The sequence below is a fragment of the Staphylococcus sp. LKG3-1 genome, assembly GCF_048568385.1.
Taxonomy (GTDB): Bacteria; Bacillota; Bacilli; order Staphylococcales; family Staphylococcaceae; genus Staphylococcus; species Staphylococcus saprophyticus.
Genome location: NZ_CP183796.1, coordinates 827570 through 844366, shown reverse-complemented (window position 1 = coordinate 844366; position 16797 = coordinate 827570). Strand labels below are relative to the sequence as shown.

Annotated in this window: 14 protein-coding genes; 6 read left to right on the top strand and 8 right to left on the bottom strand. The window is 33.4% G+C overall.

The window, feature by feature from the left end; all coding sequences use genetic code 11:
- Positions 1–419: 419 nt before the first annotated feature.
- Complete coding sequence (locus tag ACM595_RS04040) at positions 420–2087, top strand: formate--tetrahydrofolate ligase (RefSeq protein ID WP_069822064.1); 1668 nt, start codon at positions 420–422, stop codon at positions 2085–2087.
- A 237-nt stretch (positions 2088–2324) separates the two neighbouring features.
- Here the strand turns inward: ACM595_RS04040 and ACM595_RS04035 are convergent, their stop codons facing one another.
- The gene (locus ACM595_RS04035; protein WP_011302878.1) at positions 2325–3236 is read right to left on the bottom strand and encodes a biosynthetic peptidoglycan transglycosylase; all 912 of its coding nucleotides are present in this window, start codon (positions 3234–3236) and stop codon (positions 2325–2327) included.
- 405 nt (positions 3237–3641) lie between these two features.
- Between ACM595_RS04035 and tyrS the strand changes: the two genes are divergently transcribed.
- A complete protein-coding gene (gene tyrS, locus ACM595_RS04030) occupies positions 3642–4904 on the top strand; it encodes a tyrosine--tRNA ligase (RefSeq protein ID WP_419744446.1) in 1263 nt (420 codons plus the stop codon).
- Positions 4905–5193: 289 nt separating this feature from the next.
- Here tyrS and ACM595_RS04025 read toward each other — a convergent pair whose 3' ends face one another.
- Complete coding sequence (locus tag ACM595_RS04025; protein WP_002483014.1) at positions 5194–6468, bottom strand: S1C family serine protease; 1275 nt, start codon at positions 6466–6468, stop codon at positions 5194–5196.
- Between the two features lie 166 nt (positions 6469–6634).
- On the opposite strand from ACM595_RS04025, the gene ACM595_RS04020 reads away from it, so the two are divergent.
- From ACM595_RS04020 to ACM595_RS04010, 3 genes are all read left to right on the top strand, one after another.
- The gene (locus ACM595_RS04020) at positions 6635–7258 is read left to right on the top strand and encodes a lysophospholipid acyltransferase family protein (RefSeq protein ID WP_041080017.1); all 624 of its coding nucleotides are present in this window, start codon (positions 6635–6637) and stop codon (positions 7256–7258) included.
- 176 nt (positions 7259–7434) lie between these two features.
- On the top strand, positions 7435–8919 hold the full coding sequence (nagE, locus tag ACM595_RS04015; protein ID WP_041080016.1) for an N-acetylglucosamine-specific PTS transporter subunit IIBC: 1485 nt from the start codon (positions 7435–7437) through the stop codon (positions 8917–8919).
- A gap of 214 nt (positions 8920–9133) precedes the next feature.
- Positions 9134–10255 (top strand): HAD family hydrolase, encoded by a 1122-nt coding sequence (locus ACM595_RS04010; protein WP_002483017.1) that lies wholly within the window; start codon positions 9134–9136, stop codon positions 10253–10255.
- An 84-nt stretch (positions 10256–10339) separates the two neighbouring features.
- On the opposite strand, the gene serA is transcribed toward ACM595_RS04010, so the two are convergent.
- The 3 genes from serA to ACM595_RS03995 all read right to left on the bottom strand — a co-directional run bounded on the left by serA (position 10340) and on the right by ACM595_RS03995 (position 13715).
- Positions 10340–11956: a phosphoglycerate dehydrogenase gene (gene serA, locus ACM595_RS04005; RefSeq protein ID WP_041080015.1), complete on the bottom strand. Its 1617-nt coding sequence runs from the start codon at positions 11954–11956 to the stop codon at positions 10340–10342.
- Complete coding sequence (locus tag ACM595_RS04000) at positions 11949–13109, bottom strand: pyridoxal-phosphate-dependent aminotransferase family protein (RefSeq protein ID WP_041080014.1); 1161 nt, start codon at positions 13107–13109, stop codon at positions 11949–11951. Before ACM595_RS04000 ends, serA begins: the two co-directional genes overlap by 8 nt.
- A 165-nt stretch (positions 13110–13274) precedes the next feature.
- On the bottom strand, positions 13275–13715 hold the full coding sequence (locus ACM595_RS03995; protein WP_041080013.1) for an SACOL1771 family peroxiredoxin: 441 nt from the start codon (positions 13713–13715) through the stop codon (positions 13275–13277).
- 76 nt (positions 13716–13791) lie between these two features.
- On the opposite strand from ACM595_RS03995, the gene ACM595_RS03990 reads away from it, so the two are divergent.
- Positions 13792–14538 (top strand): glycerophosphodiester phosphodiesterase, encoded by a 747-nt coding sequence (locus ACM595_RS03990; protein WP_419744445.1) that lies wholly within the window; start codon positions 13792–13794, stop codon positions 14536–14538.
- Between the two features lie 246 nt (positions 14539–14784).
- Here ACM595_RS03990 and ACM595_RS03985 read toward each other — a convergent pair whose 3' ends face one another.
- The 3 genes from ACM595_RS03985 to ACM595_RS03975 form a co-directional block, all read right to left on the bottom strand.
- Complete coding sequence (locus tag ACM595_RS03985) at positions 14785–15312, bottom strand: GNAT family N-acetyltransferase (protein ID WP_037538272.1); 528 nt, start codon at positions 15310–15312, stop codon at positions 14785–14787.
- A gap of 155 nt (positions 15313–15467) precedes the next feature.
- Positions 15468–16070, bottom strand: a complete 603-nt coding sequence (rpsD, locus tag ACM595_RS03980) for a 30S ribosomal protein S4 (protein ID WP_002483023.1) — start codon at positions 16068–16070, stop codon at positions 15468–15470.
- 255 nt (positions 16071–16325) lie between these two features.
- The gene (locus ACM595_RS03975) at positions 16326–16790 is read right to left on the bottom strand and encodes a GAF domain-containing protein (protein ID WP_011302889.1); all 465 of its coding nucleotides are present in this window, start codon (positions 16788–16790) and stop codon (positions 16326–16328) included.
- Positions 16791–16797: the final 7 nt, after the last annotated feature.

Sequence of the window (16797 nt, the reverse complement as noted above, 5' to 3'; positions counted from 1 at the left end):
AGCCTATTAACAATAAATCGTTAATTGATTCAAGATAGTGATTTAAAGTAATTAGCACTGCAATTTAAAATTTTTAGTTTCTTCATTTACATAAATGGAAGTACTGAAAAAATTTATAGAAAGCAGATGTATTAAGCATTATGATAAACTACGATATATAAGTAAAGTAAGTTACCATGATTAATGAATTAAAACTCATAGCGACATATGGTGTAATAGTACAATATAAGTATATGTTTTTAGTTTAAATTTACAATTTTACACATATAAATTTGAAAGCGCTATCTCTGTTTGTCGACAATGCTATTTAAGTTGGTTAAAATTAACTATGTAAGGAATTATTTTTTATCAGTAGTATATATCACTAACATATAAAGATTATTGATTTAAAAATTTATTTTAAGAAGGGGCGAATGAATTTGGCACATTTATCTGATTTAGATATTGCAAATCAATCAACATTAAAACCGATAGGAGAAATTGCTGAGAAGGCAGGAATTCCTTCAGATGCACTAGAACCTTATGGACATTATAAAGCGAAGATTGATATTAATCAGGTTCAACAGAATAATGGCAAAGGTAAAGTAGTGTTAGTTACTGCTATGAGTCCTACGCCTGCTGGTGAAGGTAAATCAACTGTTACGGTTGGTTTAGCAGATGCATTCAATCAACTTAAGAAAAAAGTAATGGTCGCACTTCGTGAACCAGCATTAGGGCCAACATTTGGTATCAAAGGTGGTGCCACTGGTGGTGGTTATGCACAAGTATTACCTATGGAAGACATTAATTTACACTTTAATGGTGACTTCCATGCGATTACTACAGCGAATAACGCATTATCTGCATTTATCGATAATCACATTCATCAGGGAAATGAATTGGAGATTGATCAAAGACGTATCGAGTGGAAACGTGTATTAGATATGAATGACCGTGCGTTACGTAATGTGATTGTTGGACTAGGTGGTCCTACACAAGGTGTACCACGTGAAGATGGTTTCAATATCACGGTCGCTTCAGAAATAATGGCCATTTTATGCCTAGCTAACGACATAAACGACTTAAAATCTAAAATAAGTAATATTACAATCGGTTATACACCTAGTCGTAAGCCAGTAACCGTTGCTGACCTAAAAGTTGAAGGTGCGTTAGCGATGATTTTAAAAGATGCGATTAAACCGAACTTGGTACAAACAATTGAGGGAACACCTGCATTAGTACATGGTGGCCCATTTGCCAACATTGCACATGGTTGTAATTCAATCTTAGCTACAGAGACAGCTAGAGATTTAGCAGATATTGTAGTTACAGAGGCTGGCTTTGGATCTGACTTAGGTGCAGAAAAATTCATTGATATCAAAGCGCGTGAAGCAGGTTTTGAACCATCTGCCGTAGTTGTCGTTGCAACAATTCGTGCTATTAAAATGCATGGTGGTGTAGCTAAAGATAACTTAAAAGAAGAGAACGTAGACGCATTAAAACAAGGTATCGTAAACTTAGAACGCCATGTGAAAAACGTTAAAAAATATGGCTTAGAACCGGTAGTTGCATTAAATGCGTTTGTACATGATACAGAAGCAGAAACTGAATTTGTTGAACAGTGGGCCAAAGAAAATGGCGTGCGTTTAGCTCTAACAGAAGTTTGGGAAAAAGGCTGTAAAGGTGGTATCGATTTAGCTAACAAAGTCTTAGAAGTCATCGATCAACCACAAGATTTCAAACATTTATATGAATTAGAACAACCGTTAGAAGATAAAATTGAAACCATTGTAAAAGAAATTTATGGTGGTGCCAAAGTTGCATTTAGTAGTAAAGCTCAGAAACAATTAAAACAATTTAAAGAAAATGGTTGGGATAACTATCCTATTTGTATGGCTAAGACACAATATTCATTTACGGATGATGCTACAGAGTTAGGTGCACCAGAGGGTTTTGAAATTACTATTCGTGAATTAGAAGCAAAAACAGGTGCAGGATTTATTGTTGCTTTAACAGGTGCAATTATGACAATGCCAGGTTTACCTAAAAAACCAGCAGCATTAAATATGGATGTTACAGATGATGGACATGCAGTAGGTTTATTCTAATAGTTTAACGGCACAATGAAATGTTGTTAACAGACATTTTTATTAACTATAATGGCAATCTAATGTGCTCGCGCATTAGGTTGCTTTCTTAATTTATTGTCTATACGCTTACGATGTTAAAAGTCACATACTACTTTAAAATTTCGTAGGCATAGATATGACTCTAATCTAAAACTATAAAAAATCGCTATGAAATAATTAACTGACACAGATTATTTTATAGCGATTTTTATGTATTTATTTTGTCATTAAATGCTTTTTGATATCAAATTTTTCTGATTGATTAAATTCATGCTGTGTTATTTTCTTTTCAACTAACATACGTTTTAATACATAATGTTGTCTATTGATGCCTATTTGAATTTGATCATCTGGTTTGAGGACACCATCTTCTTGATAAGGTGTGTAATAATAAGGACTTTGTAATAAACCAATGAGGTATGCAGATTCAGCAATATTAACTTCTGAAGGTGGCTTTCCAAACAAACTATAGGAAGCTGATGAAATACCAGATATATTAGCTCCATTATAATCACGACCAAAAGGTACAATGTTTAAATATGTATATATAATTTCATCTTTTGTTAGTAAGTTTTCAGCGCGCATAGACAACACAAGCTCATTTGCTTTTCGATCATAAGTTTTTTCGTTGGTTAAGACTTGATTCTTTACTAATTGTTGAGTAATTGTACTGCCGCCCGTTGCTGCATCGGTATTAAATAAATCCTGTCCAACTGCTCGCAGTAATGCTTTAGGTAAAATACCATTATGTCTATAAAATAAGCTATCTTCGGAAGCTGTTAATGCTTTAATTATATTTTTATTAACATTTTTAGGACCCACTATTAATGGGTTTAATGATTGGTTATATTCGGAAAGGATATGTTGATTACTATAGTTAATATCCTGAGTACCGGGAATATTAAGCAATTTCAATCTTAGTGTATTATCAGATATGTGTTCTGATTCTTTAGTGATGCTTTGAAAATAAAATACAGTAATGGCTAATAGTATGATTAAGGTACATGTAAGAATCGTAAAAAAACCAATAAAAATATGTTTGAGTTTTTTGTAAATGATTTCAAATTTTTCATACTTTGATATTTGCGGTTGATGTTGTAAATTATTTTCAACTTTTTGGTGCGTCATATGTTGCCTCCTTATTTAAGCAACATTATAACACAATTTATGTTATTGACTTTTAAATTATAGTTAATTATAATAAGTATCAATTCGATATCGTTTTTGGATAGAGGAGAAGTAGCGTTTTGTGTAAACTAAAGAGAGTTAGTGGTTGCTGTGAACTAATGTTACATAATTTGTGAATACACCTTAAGTTTTTAATGAATCCAAACGTTTTAGTTAATGAACGTATCATTAATAAAGTTATTTGACTTAAAGTATGGTGGTACCGTGCGCATGCGCCCTTACATTAATTTGTAAGGGCGTTTTTCTATTTTTTTAGAAATCTATATATGTTGCAATTTAACACATACTACTTAACTCGAACTTTTATTCAAAGCGATATCTTAATTAATACAGGAGGTTGATACAATGACAAACGCACTATTAGAAGATTTAAAATGGAGAGGTTTAATCTATCAACAAACAGATGAGTCTGGAATAGAAAACATCTTGAACAAAGAGCAAATGACATTATATTGTGGTGCAGATCCAACAGCAGATAGTTTGCATATCGGTCATTTATTACCATTTTTAACACTACGCCGCTTTCAAGAGCATGGACATCGCCCACTTGTATTAATTGGTGGTGGGACAGGTATGATTGGCGATCCTTCTGGTAAATCTGAAGAACGTACTTTACAAACTGAAGCACAGGTCGAAACAAACGTACAAGGTATCTATAAACAAATGCATAAAATATTTGAATTTGATACTGAAAAAGGTGCAAAACTTGTTAATAATAAAGATTGGTTAGGACAAATTTCTTTAATCGACTTTTTACGTGATTATGGTAAACATGTAGGTGTGAATTACATGTTAGGTAAAGATTCTATTCAAACACGATTAGAGCACGGTATTTCTTATACTGAATTCACATATACAATTTTACAAGCGATTGATTTTGGTCATCTTAATAGAACGTACAATTGTAAGGTACAAGTAGGTGGCTCAGATCAATGGGGTAACATTACAAGTGGTATAGAGTTAATGCGTCGCATGTACGGTCAAACAGAGGCTTATGGGCTTACTATTCCTTTAGTAGTAAAATCAGACGGCAAAAAGTTTGGTAAAACTGAAGGGGGCGCTGTTTGGTTAGATGCAGCAAAAACCAGTCCTTATGAATTTTACCAATTCTGGATTAACACGACAGATGATGATGTTATTAAATTCTTGAAATACTTCACTTTCTTAGAACAAGAAGAAATTGAAGCTTTAGAAAAATCATTAAATGAAGCACCACATTTACGTGAAGCGCAAAAGGCTTTAGCAGAAAATGTTACGCGTTTTATACATGGTCAAGATGCATTAGATGACGCTATTCGTATTTCACAAGCGCTATTTGCTGGTGATTTACAATCACTATCTGCCTCAGAATTAAAAGAAGGCTTTAAAGATGTACCTCAAGTAGAATTAAGTAGTGAAACTAGAAATATTGTTGAAATCATTGTTGAGACTGGTATTTCATCTTCTAAACGCCAAGCACGAGAAGATGTAAACAATGGTGCTATCTATATTAATGGTATCAGACAGCAAGATGTAAATTATGAACTTACAAATGAAGATAAAATCGAAAATGAATTCACGATTATTCGCCGTGGTAAGAAAAAATACTTTATGGTTAATTACAAATAACATATTTAAACATGATCGCCATCCTTTGAATGAATGTTTCAAGGGATGGCGATCTTTTCTATTGAGTAGTAGACGAATGAATGGAAAAAGTAAAGTTTCACTGTTTTAAAGAACTACTAATTCATATGAATGTGAAAGTAGTTTTAAAAAGCAGTGCTAAAAATAGTTTGATAGTACGATAGATTTTTAAGATTTAGTATCCAATATATAAAGAAGAGTCTGAGACATTCATGGATGTCCCAGACTTAAAACCAATATGAAATATTAACTTAAATAGCTTACCTTATATTTAGTTAAAAGGTGACGAACTTTCACTTTCAGAACTATCATTGTTATTCGATGATTTTTGTTCTTTTAATGTTACTTTTATATTTTGTTCTTTACCATTACGTTCTACAGTTAAATTCACTGTATCACCTGGTTTTTTATTTGCATAAAGATAGGAGCGAACATCTGTATCTTCTTTCACTTTTTTGTCATCAATTTGTGTAATGATGTCTCCTTCTTTAAGACCATTGTTTCCTTCAACTTTAGCGATATATACGCCATCTTTACGTGACGTTTTCAGTTGGTCTTTATACTGTTCTGGAATTTCACTTACGTTGAGTAAACCAATGCCGATAGAAGGACGTTCTATTTTACCATTTTCTACAAGTTCTTTAATGGTTACTTTTACTTCGTTACTAGGTATTGCAAAGCCGATACCTTCAACTTGTTCACTTGCAATCTTCATCGAATTAATACCAACAAGGTTACCGTTGATATCTACCAATGCACCACCTGAATTACCAGGGTTAATTGCCGCATCAGTTTGAAGTACATTTACTTTATTAGATCCAGCGGATGTTTGTGTGTCAATCGTACGTTCACTCGCAGAGATAATGCCTGATGTTACAGAATTAGCAAACTCTAAGCCTAAAGGGTTACCCATCGCAAAAACACTATCTCCGGTTTTTACTTTTGAAGAATTAGCAAAGTCAATGGCTTTGGTACCTTTGCTATCATTTATTTTGAGTACGGCCATATCTGTTAACGCATCTTTACCGATTAATTTAGCATCGACTTGTTTAGAATTATGCAATTGTACTTTAATCTCACTCGCACCATCAATGACATGGTTATTGGTTACAATATAAGCAGAACCATTATTTTTTTGATAAATGACACCTGAGCCAACGCCAGCTTCTTGTGATTTATTTGATTTACCTTTTAAAAGGTCATCTAAATTTTGTGCTTTCTGCATATTGATTACACCAACAATAGCAGGGGAGACGTCATTAATCATTTGATTAACTGAATCATATTTATCGCTTTTACCATCTAAGGTATTTCCACCGCTATTATGATTAGAAGCTTCGTTCACATCGGAACCACCATTATCAAGTACCGTGCTTTCCATAAGTCTTCCCACTCCTAGAACAATTAAGGCACCGATAATGCCTGCAACTAAGGCAACAATTATGGTTTTAAACCACGGGAATTTAGGTTTGAATCTCTTTTTTGATGGCTGAGTCGTTTGTGTTGGTTGCTGATTTGTATTATTTTCATTGTTAAATTCTGACATATACTACCTCCGATAATTACTCTATATCCTATTATGAAAGTTTTATACAACTTTTTCTAGTATATCACTATACGACTTTAGACTGAAATATAAATCTCCTTGTTCATAATAAGACTAAATGATAAAATCAATAAGTAAATATTAGCAAAACGAAGTAGGTGCGAAGATGTATAAATTTATAAGTGGTCTATTGGAATTGATCATACTGAAAATAAGTAAATCATTAGAAGTTCAAGGAAAAGAAAATATTCCGCAACTTCATAGATATGTTGTGACATGTACTCATGAAAGCTATAATGAAGTGATTATGTTAGGAACTGCAATTTATCCAAATCAAATTCATTATATGGCGAAGAAAGAATTGTTTAATAATAAATGGTTTGGCAAGTTTTTATCTTCTCTTAATGCGTTTCCAGTCGATAGAGAAAATCCGGGACCGAGTACACTAAAAAAACCCATTAAGTTATTAAAAGAAAATAAAACAGTTGGTATTTTTCCAACAGGGCATCGTATGAAATATGATGAAGGTGCACCAATGAAAAGGGGTGCAGTAACGATTGCTTTAATGGCGCAAGCCCCAATATTACCAGCAGCATATGTGGGTCCTAAAAAGATCAAAGGTTTAGTTACTGGGAAAGCCATTATTAAATTTGGTGAACCGATTGAAACTAAAAATTTACCAAAAACAATGAAACGTAATGAAAAACTAGAATATTTAACAAAAGAATTAGAAAGAAAAACAATACAATTACAATCGGAATTAAATGAATATGTAAAAAATAATAATTAATATTCAATGTTTTTGAAATAGTAAGACTATTATATTTTTATACGTAATTTTTAAATTATGTGTTATTATGTAATTGTACAATGACAGCGAGTAAATCGTTTACATACACCACGTGGACTATATTGTGCATGTGGTGTTTTTTATATGTAATTAACTATTTGAAATGGGGAATTGTTATGTTTAGTTTCTTTCAAAGACTAGGTAGATCTCTTATGCTACCGGTTGCAGTTTTACCAGCAGCTGCAATCATAATAGGTATCGGTAACGCATTATTGGCATTGGGGATATTACCGACAGTAGCTGCATTCTTTTCTTCTGCAGGTTCTACGATACTTGAGCAACTTGGTATCCTCTTTGCTATTGGGGTAGCATTAGGTATGGCTAAGAAAAATGATGGGGCTGTAGCACTTGCGGCAGCTGTAGGTTTCTTTTTAACGACAGTAGTATTGAGTCCAGAAAAATTGGCGCCGTTACTGGGGGTTAAAGAGACGGGTGTGGATGCAGCATTTGAACAAATGAATAATTCAAATGTTTTTATCGGCTTAATTATAGGTTTAATTGCAGCATATACCTACAATAAATTCAGTAAAACAGAATTACCAACAGCTTTATCCTTCTTTAGTGGTAAGCGATTAGTACCGATTTTAACAGCTTTTTTTAGTATTATTTTGGCTGTAATCATGTTATTTGTTTGGCCGTTCATTTTTTCAGCAATCGTTATATTTGGGACATGGATTTTAGACTTAGGCCCTGTAGGTGCATTCTTGTATGGTTTCTTCAACCGTTTGTTAATTCCGACAGGTTTACATCACGCTTTAAACTCAGTATTTTGGTTTGATTTAGCAGGTATAAATGATATTGCAAAATTCCAAACTGGCGATGGTGCAGTTCATGGTGTTACAGGACGATACATGGCTGGGTTTTTCCCAGTTATGATGTTTGGTATTCCAGCAGCAGCTTTAGCTATGTATCATACTGCAGAATCAAAACAGAAAAAACGTGTATATGGTTTAATGTTTGGTGGCGCAATTTCAGCATTTTTTGTAGGTGTTACCGAACCTATTGAATTTTCATTTATGTTTGTTGCACCAATACTTTTTGTTATCCATGCATTATTAACGGGTTTATCTATGTTTATAGCAGCACTATTTCACTGGACAGCTGGATTTTCATTTAGTGCAGGATTAATTGACTATGTCTTGTCATTAATCAATCCAGTATCTAATCAACCTTATATGCTACTTGTACAAGGCTTAGTATTCTTTGTTATTTATTATGTTGTATTTAGACTTGCTATAAAAGTACTGAAATTAAACACACCAGGACGTGGCGATAATTTACTTCCTGATCCAACATCAGATGAAGCTACAACAGCTGATGTTGATGAAAATGAAACACAAACTAAATCGACAAATAAATATTCGCAACCAGCTAAACAAATTTTAGAAGGTCTTGGCGGCAAGGAAAATATTATGTCATTAACAAACTGTGCAACACGTTTACGAATGGAATTGCATGATAATAGCGCAATTGATGAAGCTAAAATTAAAGGCGCAGGTGCTGTAGGTGTTACACAAAGTGGTAAACATAATACACAGGTCATTATTGGTACGCAGGTACAGCAAATCGCTGATGAAATAGAAGTACAAATGGAAAATTAAATATAATGCTTGATAAGTCTGAGACATCCATCATTGTCTCAGACTTTTTAAACGCTTCATTATTGGAAAAGGAAAAAATTAAATAATTTAAAAATTTTATCTTTGACCGCTTTTATTTTCACATGATTTATCTTGAAAATACATTGCTCTTTTCATAGTAAGATAGTACGATATACTAGTATCAGAATTTTCTGATTAAAGGAGAGTTGGTATAATGAAGTCGGTATTATTTGATGTTGATGGTGTTTTTTTAAGTGAAGAAAGGTGTTTTGATGTATCTGCACTAACTGTTTATGAAATCCTGATGAGTGAGTCATACATAGGTTTAGATACAACTGTACAGTTTGAAAATTTAAGTGATGCAAAAATCTCTGAAATAAGAGATATTGTTTTTTATCATGATGAAATATTAACTAAATTAAAATCGTTAGGCTTAAATTCCAATTGGGATATGTTGTTTGTCGTTTTGGCAATCCATTTTATTGAAATTTGTAAGACATTGCCTTCTGAAGATGTCAATCGCGTGCTCGATTCTAATCAATTTGGACAAGAGACGTTTCAGTGGATAGGTGAAAAAATTGAAAATGTTTCTTTAGATTTTACATTGCCACTATCATTCCTAGATGGTGTAACAGCAGGTAAAGAAAATATTTATCAAGATTTAATACATTATGCGAGTGAACAATTAAATACGACAAAAACAGCCGTATTTGAACTGAAAAGTCCGTTCTGGATGCTTGCACAAGAAGTTTATCAAGAATGGTATTTAGGACATCAACTTTTCAACGAGGTAGAAAAGAAAGAAAATCGGTCTGACTTTAAACATGGCTATATATATAATGAAGTCGTGTTACGACCTGTATCAGAGATTAAGCAATTATTAGCAGATTTAAAGTCGGCAAATTATCATATTGCCATAGCAACTGGCAGACCGAGAACTGAAACAATAGTGCCTTTTGAAACAATAGGTATTAAGTCTTACTTTGATGAAGTACATATTGTAACTGCCAGTGAAGTTTTAATTGCAGAAGATTTATATCCAGAATTAAAGCCACTAGGTAAGCCTAATCCATTTAGCTATTTAGCGACATTGGAAGGGAACCATCAAGATAAATATAGACACTATGCTACTAATCAAGAAAATCGTGTAGACAAAGATGAAGTCTTTGTTGTTGGCGATTCTTTAGCAGATTTATTGAGTGCGAAAAAGATAGGAGCAACATTTATCGGACCGTTAACAGGTTTGAAAGGTATACATGCACGTGATGAATTAGTAGATTATGGTGCTGATTATATTGTCGATCATGTAGGTGAGATTAGAAATATTTTATTGTAAAAATAACCTGTTACAATCGTATATTAGACAAAAAAGCAGCTTAACCCTTCGCTTTATAAGGATTAAGCTGCTTTTATTATTTATTTAAATAATATAATTTGCATCTGGTTCTATTTCAAGTTCAACGCTTCTAATTAAATTGAAACCTTCAATTTCATATAAGCCATCTATAACATCATCAGTAACTGGATGATCAATGGATAAGATCATCAATGCGTTACCACCTTGATTAATACGACCAAGGTGCATAGAAGCAATATTAATGCCATATTCCCCTAGAATTTGACCAGTACGGCCTACAATACCTGGTCTATCATTATGATTGATGATAAGCTGATGGCGCTCTGGTTTAAAGTCAACGGGATAGTCATTGATTCTTACTATTCTAGGACCGTATCCATTTAATACTGTAGCACCTATTTTAATTTGTGTATCTTTGTTTATAAGGGTTAATTCAATATAGTTACTAAACCCACGATGTTTTGCATTTTTTTCAATATTATAAGACACACCTTGTTCATTAAGAAGTACGAGTGCATTAATTAAGTTTACACGTTCTGCTAGATCTTGTTTTAATACACCTGATACGAGCGTACGCGTAAGTAAACTTGTGTCATCCAGAGCAATGTCGCCTTCATATTTAATATGCAATTCACGGGGTGCTTTTTCAAGCAATTGTATACCAACTTCACCGGTAAGTTGACTTAATTCAATATATGGTTTTAATTCATCATTAATTTCACTATAAGTCATTTTCGGTGCATTAATCGCATTGAATACATTACCATTTTCAAATATATCAACAATTTCATTTGCTACTGATACTGCAACTTTTTCTTGTGCCTCCACAGTTGAAGCTCCAAGGTGTGGCGTTACAATAATTTTTTCATGATTTACAAGAGGGGATTCCGTTGCTGGCTCACTTTCAAATACGTCTATTGCCGCACTTTGTATTTGATTTTGATTAAGCGCATCAACCAAAGCGGCTTCATCAATAATACCACCACGTGCTACATTTATAATTTGCAAATTTGGTTTAGCTTTCTCGAAAAATGCTTTACCTACAATGCCTTTTGTTTTTGGTGTAAGTGGCGTGTGAACTGTAACGAAATCTGATTGCTCTGCAATCTCTTCAACAGTAGCTCGAGTGACATTCAATTCTTTCGCTTTATCTTCAGAAAGATAAGGATCAAATGCTAAAATGTGCATCCCAAAGCTTTGTGCACGTTTAGCGACACCCAAACCAATTCTACCGGCACCAATGACGCCAAGCGTTTTATTGTAAAGTTCAGTTCCGCGATATGTCTTACGATCCCACTTGCCATCTTTCAACGATTGATGTGCCTGAGGAATATTACGAGCCATGGATAAAATCATTGCCATTGAATGTTCTGTTGCAGAAATTGTATTACCATCAGGTGCGTTAATAACAATCACACCATGTTTTGTCGCTGCATCGACATCGATGTTATCTACACCAACACCGGCTCTCGCAATCACTTTTAAATTTGGGGCAGCTTCAATGATTGCCTCAGTTACTTGCGTTTGACTACGAACGATAAGTGCTTGATAATCTGCAATTTGATTAATAAGTTCTGCTTCATCTAACTCTGTATCGATGACAACTTCAAAATCATTGTGATCGATTAAGCTTTTTAAACCTTCTGGTGAGATTGGATCTGATACTAAAATTTTATACATATGCTTTGATAACCTCCGTATACTGAGTAATGGCTGTGCCAATATAAGATTGATTTCTATATTCTGTTAAGAGAATTTCTAAAGCTGATACGACTTGTAATATATCGAAAGGTGAGATTTGCCCCATATGACCAATGCGTAAAATTTCTCCTTTTAAATGGCCTTGACCGCCTGCAATGGTGATGGCGAAACGTTTTTTTAGTTCTGTTTTAATATAATCTAATTCTTCTTTTGAATTCGGTATAAAGGCAGTAACGGTAGGAGAAGCATAAGCTTCGTCTACAAGAAGATTTAAATCCAAAGCGGTTAACGCTTGTCTTAACGCATCGCGAATAGCGTAATGACGACGTATAACTTGTTCAAATCCTTCTTCATTTACTAATTGTGCATAAGCATTGACCCCTCTAAACAATGAAACATTCGGCGTAAAGGGTGTTGAATGTTCAGCTTGTGATTTTAGATATTTATTTAAATCTAAATAGAAACGTGGTGTAGTGACCTCGGCAAATCTAGCTTTCGCACGATCATTATATGCGACAAATGCCAATCCTGGTGGTAACATAATTGCTTTTTGACTTCCTGAAATAAGTACATCAATTTGATCTCGTTCTAAATCCACATCAACAGCACCAATACAGCTTACACCGTCGACAACGTAAAAAATGGATGGATCATAATTTTTTAAAGCATGACCTAATTCATTTACAGGATGTAAGACGGCGGTTGATGTTTCACAATATTGACTGTAGACAGCTGTGACTTGTCTATTCAAAGATTTTAAGAAATCTATAAAATCGGGTACATTGACAGCTTTACCCCATTCGACTTCAAAAATATGTACATTTTTATAATAGGATTCAGCAATTTGTTTAAAGCGATTACCGAATGCACCGGAAACAATAATCACAATATCATCTTCTGGGTTAGCTAGGTTTAGCATACTTGCTTCAAGAGAACTTGTACCGCTTGAAGTTAAGATGATAACATCGTTTTTAGCACCAAAGATAGGTTTTAGTGCGCGAAATGCTTCCTCCGCTATTGATTCAAAATCACTTGATCGGTGTCCAACCATAGGTAATTGTGTTGCGTGTAATATTTGTTCTGGTACTGGTGTAGGTCCTGGTGTAAGTAACAATGGATGATAATATTTCATGACTAATTCCCCCAATGCTTAAGATTGTACAAGTTTAGCAAATTTTCAGAAAATAAAAAAGCTTTTAGTTAGAAAAAAGGGCGAAATAGAATTAATCTAAAAATAATGTAAGGGTATTCATTGTTAATTTAATCATATTCCGCCACATATAAAAAATTTTTGAAATTATTTTATTTTTGGTACTATTTTTACTTCAACGTTTCCCCTCAAGGAATTAGAAATCATGCAATTGTTGTCTGCAACCTTTAACAATTTAGGGAGTTTCTTAGTTAAATTATCTTTTTGTTCTTGAGATATATAAATTTCTGGATAGTGTACGATATTATCCATGCGAAACTTTGCATTTTCAAAAATAGCTGTACCAATCGATGATTGAGCGATTTTAATATCTGTGAAACCAGAACGTTCCAAAACAGCTGCTAATGAAATGATATAGCAAGAAGAAGCAGCAGAAACAAGCAATTCATCTGGATTAGTTCCTGTACCATTACCCCCTAAACCCGATGGTATAGAAATTTGCTCTTCTAAAATATCGCCTTGTAAGTTGCCGACTGTGTCACGACCACCATTCCAATTTGTTTGTACTTTAAATTCATGTTGGACCATATCGATTGACCTCCTGATTAAATGTGATAACTTAAGTTTAGTTGAAATTGAGAGATAAAGAAAGTAGGAGGAAGGTTTGCAAGATAACAAATTTAATCGCCAACAATTTGTATTAGTTGCACATCGCGGATTGGCTACTAAGTATCCAGAAAATACACGCATCGCGTTGGAAGCTGCCTTAACTAGCAATATAGATATGTTGGAAATAGATATACATAGAACATTAGATAATCATCTTGTAGTCATTCATGATAAGACGATAGACCGTACATCTAATGGCAAAGGAAAAGTAAAGGCGTATACATTAGAAGCTTTGCGACAATTTGACTTTGGCATATATAAAGACGAGGCATTTAAAGGGCAAATAATCATGAAGTTAGATGATGTCTTAGCAATGGTTAAAGAAGCCCCTCAAAAATTATTGATAGAACTCAAATACCCTAAATTATATCCAAATATAGAAATAGAACTTCTCAATAAATTGGAGGCATATGAAATGCCTAAAGAAAAGGTGATTATTGAATCATTTGATCAACAAATGATTCAAAAAATACATAACTTAAAGAAGGGGTATAAGTTAGGTGTTTTAATTAGTAAGAAAAAATATTGGTACAGGTTACCTAAATTTAAACAAATCAGTAAATACGCACAGTATATCAATCCACAGTTTTCATTAGTGAATGAAAAATTTTTAAAAAGAGCAAATAAGAACGGATTAATGGTGATGCCATATACAGTAAATGACTCTGAAACGGCCAACAGACTCATAACGTTAGGAGTTCATGGGTTAATATCAGATAATCCAGAAACACTTATAAATTAATTTAAAACTGAAATGAAACAGTTTGTATAAAGTTATTTATATTAGTATTAAATTAGACATAAAAGTGGCCGAGACAGCAATGTATGTCTCGGCGCTTTTATGCCTTTGAAAAGGAATAGTAAGATATATGAATGAGCAAAAGAAAAGCTCACCTTCTTTTAATTTTGTGGATACTGGGATATAACAACTATACAGTTGTTATATTAAAAATCATTACTTTTAATGTATATTTTAACTCGTAGCTAACTAACGAATGTGTGATAAATCATTATCATGGTGATTTATCCAGTTCTTTTTTAGTAATCCCATTACAAAACAATCACTGTATTCGCCTCTAGTATAAAAGTGTTCTTGTAAGGTACCTTCAATAGTGAAGTTTTGACTTTTATAAATATGGACAGCTTTTTCATTGCTTACATCTACAAACAAATATATTTTATGTAAATTTAGTACAAGAAATGCATAATCAATGGCCATTTTAAAGGCATTCTTAGCAAAGCCTTTACCACTGAATTTTGGATCAACAATGATTTGAATCTCACAGTTACTATGTATAAAATTAATTTCTACTAATTCTACAACACCAATTCGTATATGGTCGTGTTCGATAATGAATCGGCGTTCTGATTCATCTAAGATATGTTTTTTATATAAAGATTGAAGCTCACTTAATGATTGATAGGGTTCTTCAAACCAATATGACATAATAGAATATTCATTATTTAAGTGATGAACGAAATCTAAATCTGTTTCTTCTAATGCTCTAATAATCAAGATTAACACTCCTCTATACTTATAGCATACGAAATGTCAGAAGGTTTGTAAATTAAGACGTGACATATAATAGGGGTGTATGTCAGTTTGTATTAAAAACCAAAATAAAAAAACCAAGAAATCCGTAAAGGACTTCTTGGTTGAAAAGACAATGTTTATCTTGAGTAGTACTCAACGATAAGTTGTTCATTGATTTCAGCAGGTAATTCACTACGTTCTGGAACGCGGATATATTTACCTTTTAAGTTATCTGCATCAAACTCTAAGTAGTCTGGTACGAAATTGTTAATTTCAACTGATTCAGCAATGATATCTAATTTTAAAGATTTTTCACGAACTGAGATTTCTTGACCAGGTTTTAAAGTGTATGATGGAATATCAACACGTTTGCCATCTACTTCGATGTGACCGTGGTTAACGATTTGACGAGCTTGACGACGTGTACGCGCTAAACCTAATGAATATACAACTGCATCTAAACGAGCAGCTAATAATTGCATGAAGTTTTCACCGTGGACACCATGTTGGTTACCAGCGATTTCGAATGTATTACGGAATTGTCTTTCAGTCATTCCATATAAGTAACGTAATTTTTGTTTTTCACGTAATTGTAATGCATATTCTGATAATTTTTTACGTTGGTTAGGACCGTGTTGACCTGGTGCATAAGGACGTTTTTCTAATTCCTTACCAGTACCACTTAATGAGATACCTAAACGACGTGATTTTTTCCAGTTTGAACCTCTAAATCGAGCCATAATAAGACTCCTCCTTTTTCTCTTTTGTTTGTTATGAAAAAACAAAAAAGAGTGTTGCATGCTTACTTGGATATATTGTTTTATGTGTCCTCGCCTCATAGCAACGGTTACACGGCACGTCCGCGTTGGGAACAACATAGAGCCAACTAATACGCAACTGCTAATTTCGTTTATTCACACAAAGTACATTGTAACATGTTATCGGTTGCTGTCAATAGTCTTTTCGACTTTGTCCATATTCAAGTTGCGATGGAATTATGATATTTGCTTTTCAATACGAGCAACAATTTGTTCTAGGCCATTTTTGTCTACATCAGTAAATCTACTTGTAATAGGCGCATCGATATCTAATACACCAATAATTTGGTTATTTTTACGAAGTGGAACAACAATTTCAGATTTGCTATTCGCATCACAAGCAATGTGACCTGGAAATGCATTCACATCATCTACAAGTTGTGTTTGTTCTTCAGAAACAGCAGTACCGCATACACCTTTGCCGATTGCGATATGAACACATGCAGGATGACCTTGGAATGGCCCTAAAATTAATGCTTCGTTTTCAATAAGATAAAATCCAACCCAGTTAATTTGATCAATCGAATCATTTAGTAGCGCGGATACATTACTCAGTATAGCAATTAAATTCGACTCATCTTCTATTAAACTACTCACTTGTTTTTCCAATAAATTATAGTTTGTTTCTTTAACTTCTGTCATTAGATAA

What these genes read in the sequence shown, in the direction of transcription:
- ACM595_RS04035 (WP_011302878.1), bottom strand. Translation starts at nt 3,236, where the DNA reads ATGACGCACCAAAAAGTTGAAAATAATTTACAACATCAACCGCAAATA.
- ACM595_RS04020 (WP_041080017.1), top strand. Translation starts at nt 6,635, where the DNA reads ATGTATAAATTTATAAGTGGTCTATTGGAATTGATCATACTGAAAATA.
- ACM595_RS04010 (WP_002483017.1), top strand. Translation starts at nt 9,134, where the DNA reads ATGAAGTCGGTATTATTTGATGTTGATGGTGTTTTTTTAAGTGAAGAA.
- tyrS (WP_419744446.1), top strand. Translation starts at nt 3,642, where the DNA reads ATGACAAACGCACTATTAGAAGATTTAAAATGGAGAGGTTTAATCTAT.
- nagE (WP_041080016.1), top strand. Translation starts at nt 7,435, where the DNA reads ATGTTTAGTTTCTTTCAAAGACTAGGTAGATCTCTTATGCTACCGGTT.
- serA (WP_041080015.1), bottom strand. Translation starts at nt 11,956, where the DNA reads ATGTATAAAATTTTAGTATCAGATCCAATCTCACCAGAAGGTTTAAAA.
- ACM595_RS03995 (WP_041080013.1), bottom strand. Translation starts at nt 13,715, where the DNA reads ATGGTCCAACATGAATTTAAAGTACAAACAAATTGGAATGGTGGTCGT.
- ACM595_RS03975 (WP_011302889.1), bottom strand. Translation starts at nt 16,790, where the DNA reads ATGACAGAAGTTAAAGAAACAAACTATAATTTATTGGAAAAACAAGTG.
- rpsD (WP_002483023.1), bottom strand. Translation starts at nt 16,070, where the DNA reads ATGGCTCGATTTAGAGGTTCAAACTGGAAAAAATCACGTCGTTTAGGT.
- ACM595_RS04025 (WP_002483014.1), bottom strand. Translation starts at nt 6,468, where the DNA reads ATGTCAGAATTTAACAATGAAAATAATACAAATCAGCAACCAACACAA.
- ACM595_RS04000 (WP_041080014.1), bottom strand. Translation starts at nt 13,109, where the DNA reads ATGAAATATTATCATCCATTGTTACTTACACCAGGACCTACACCAGTA.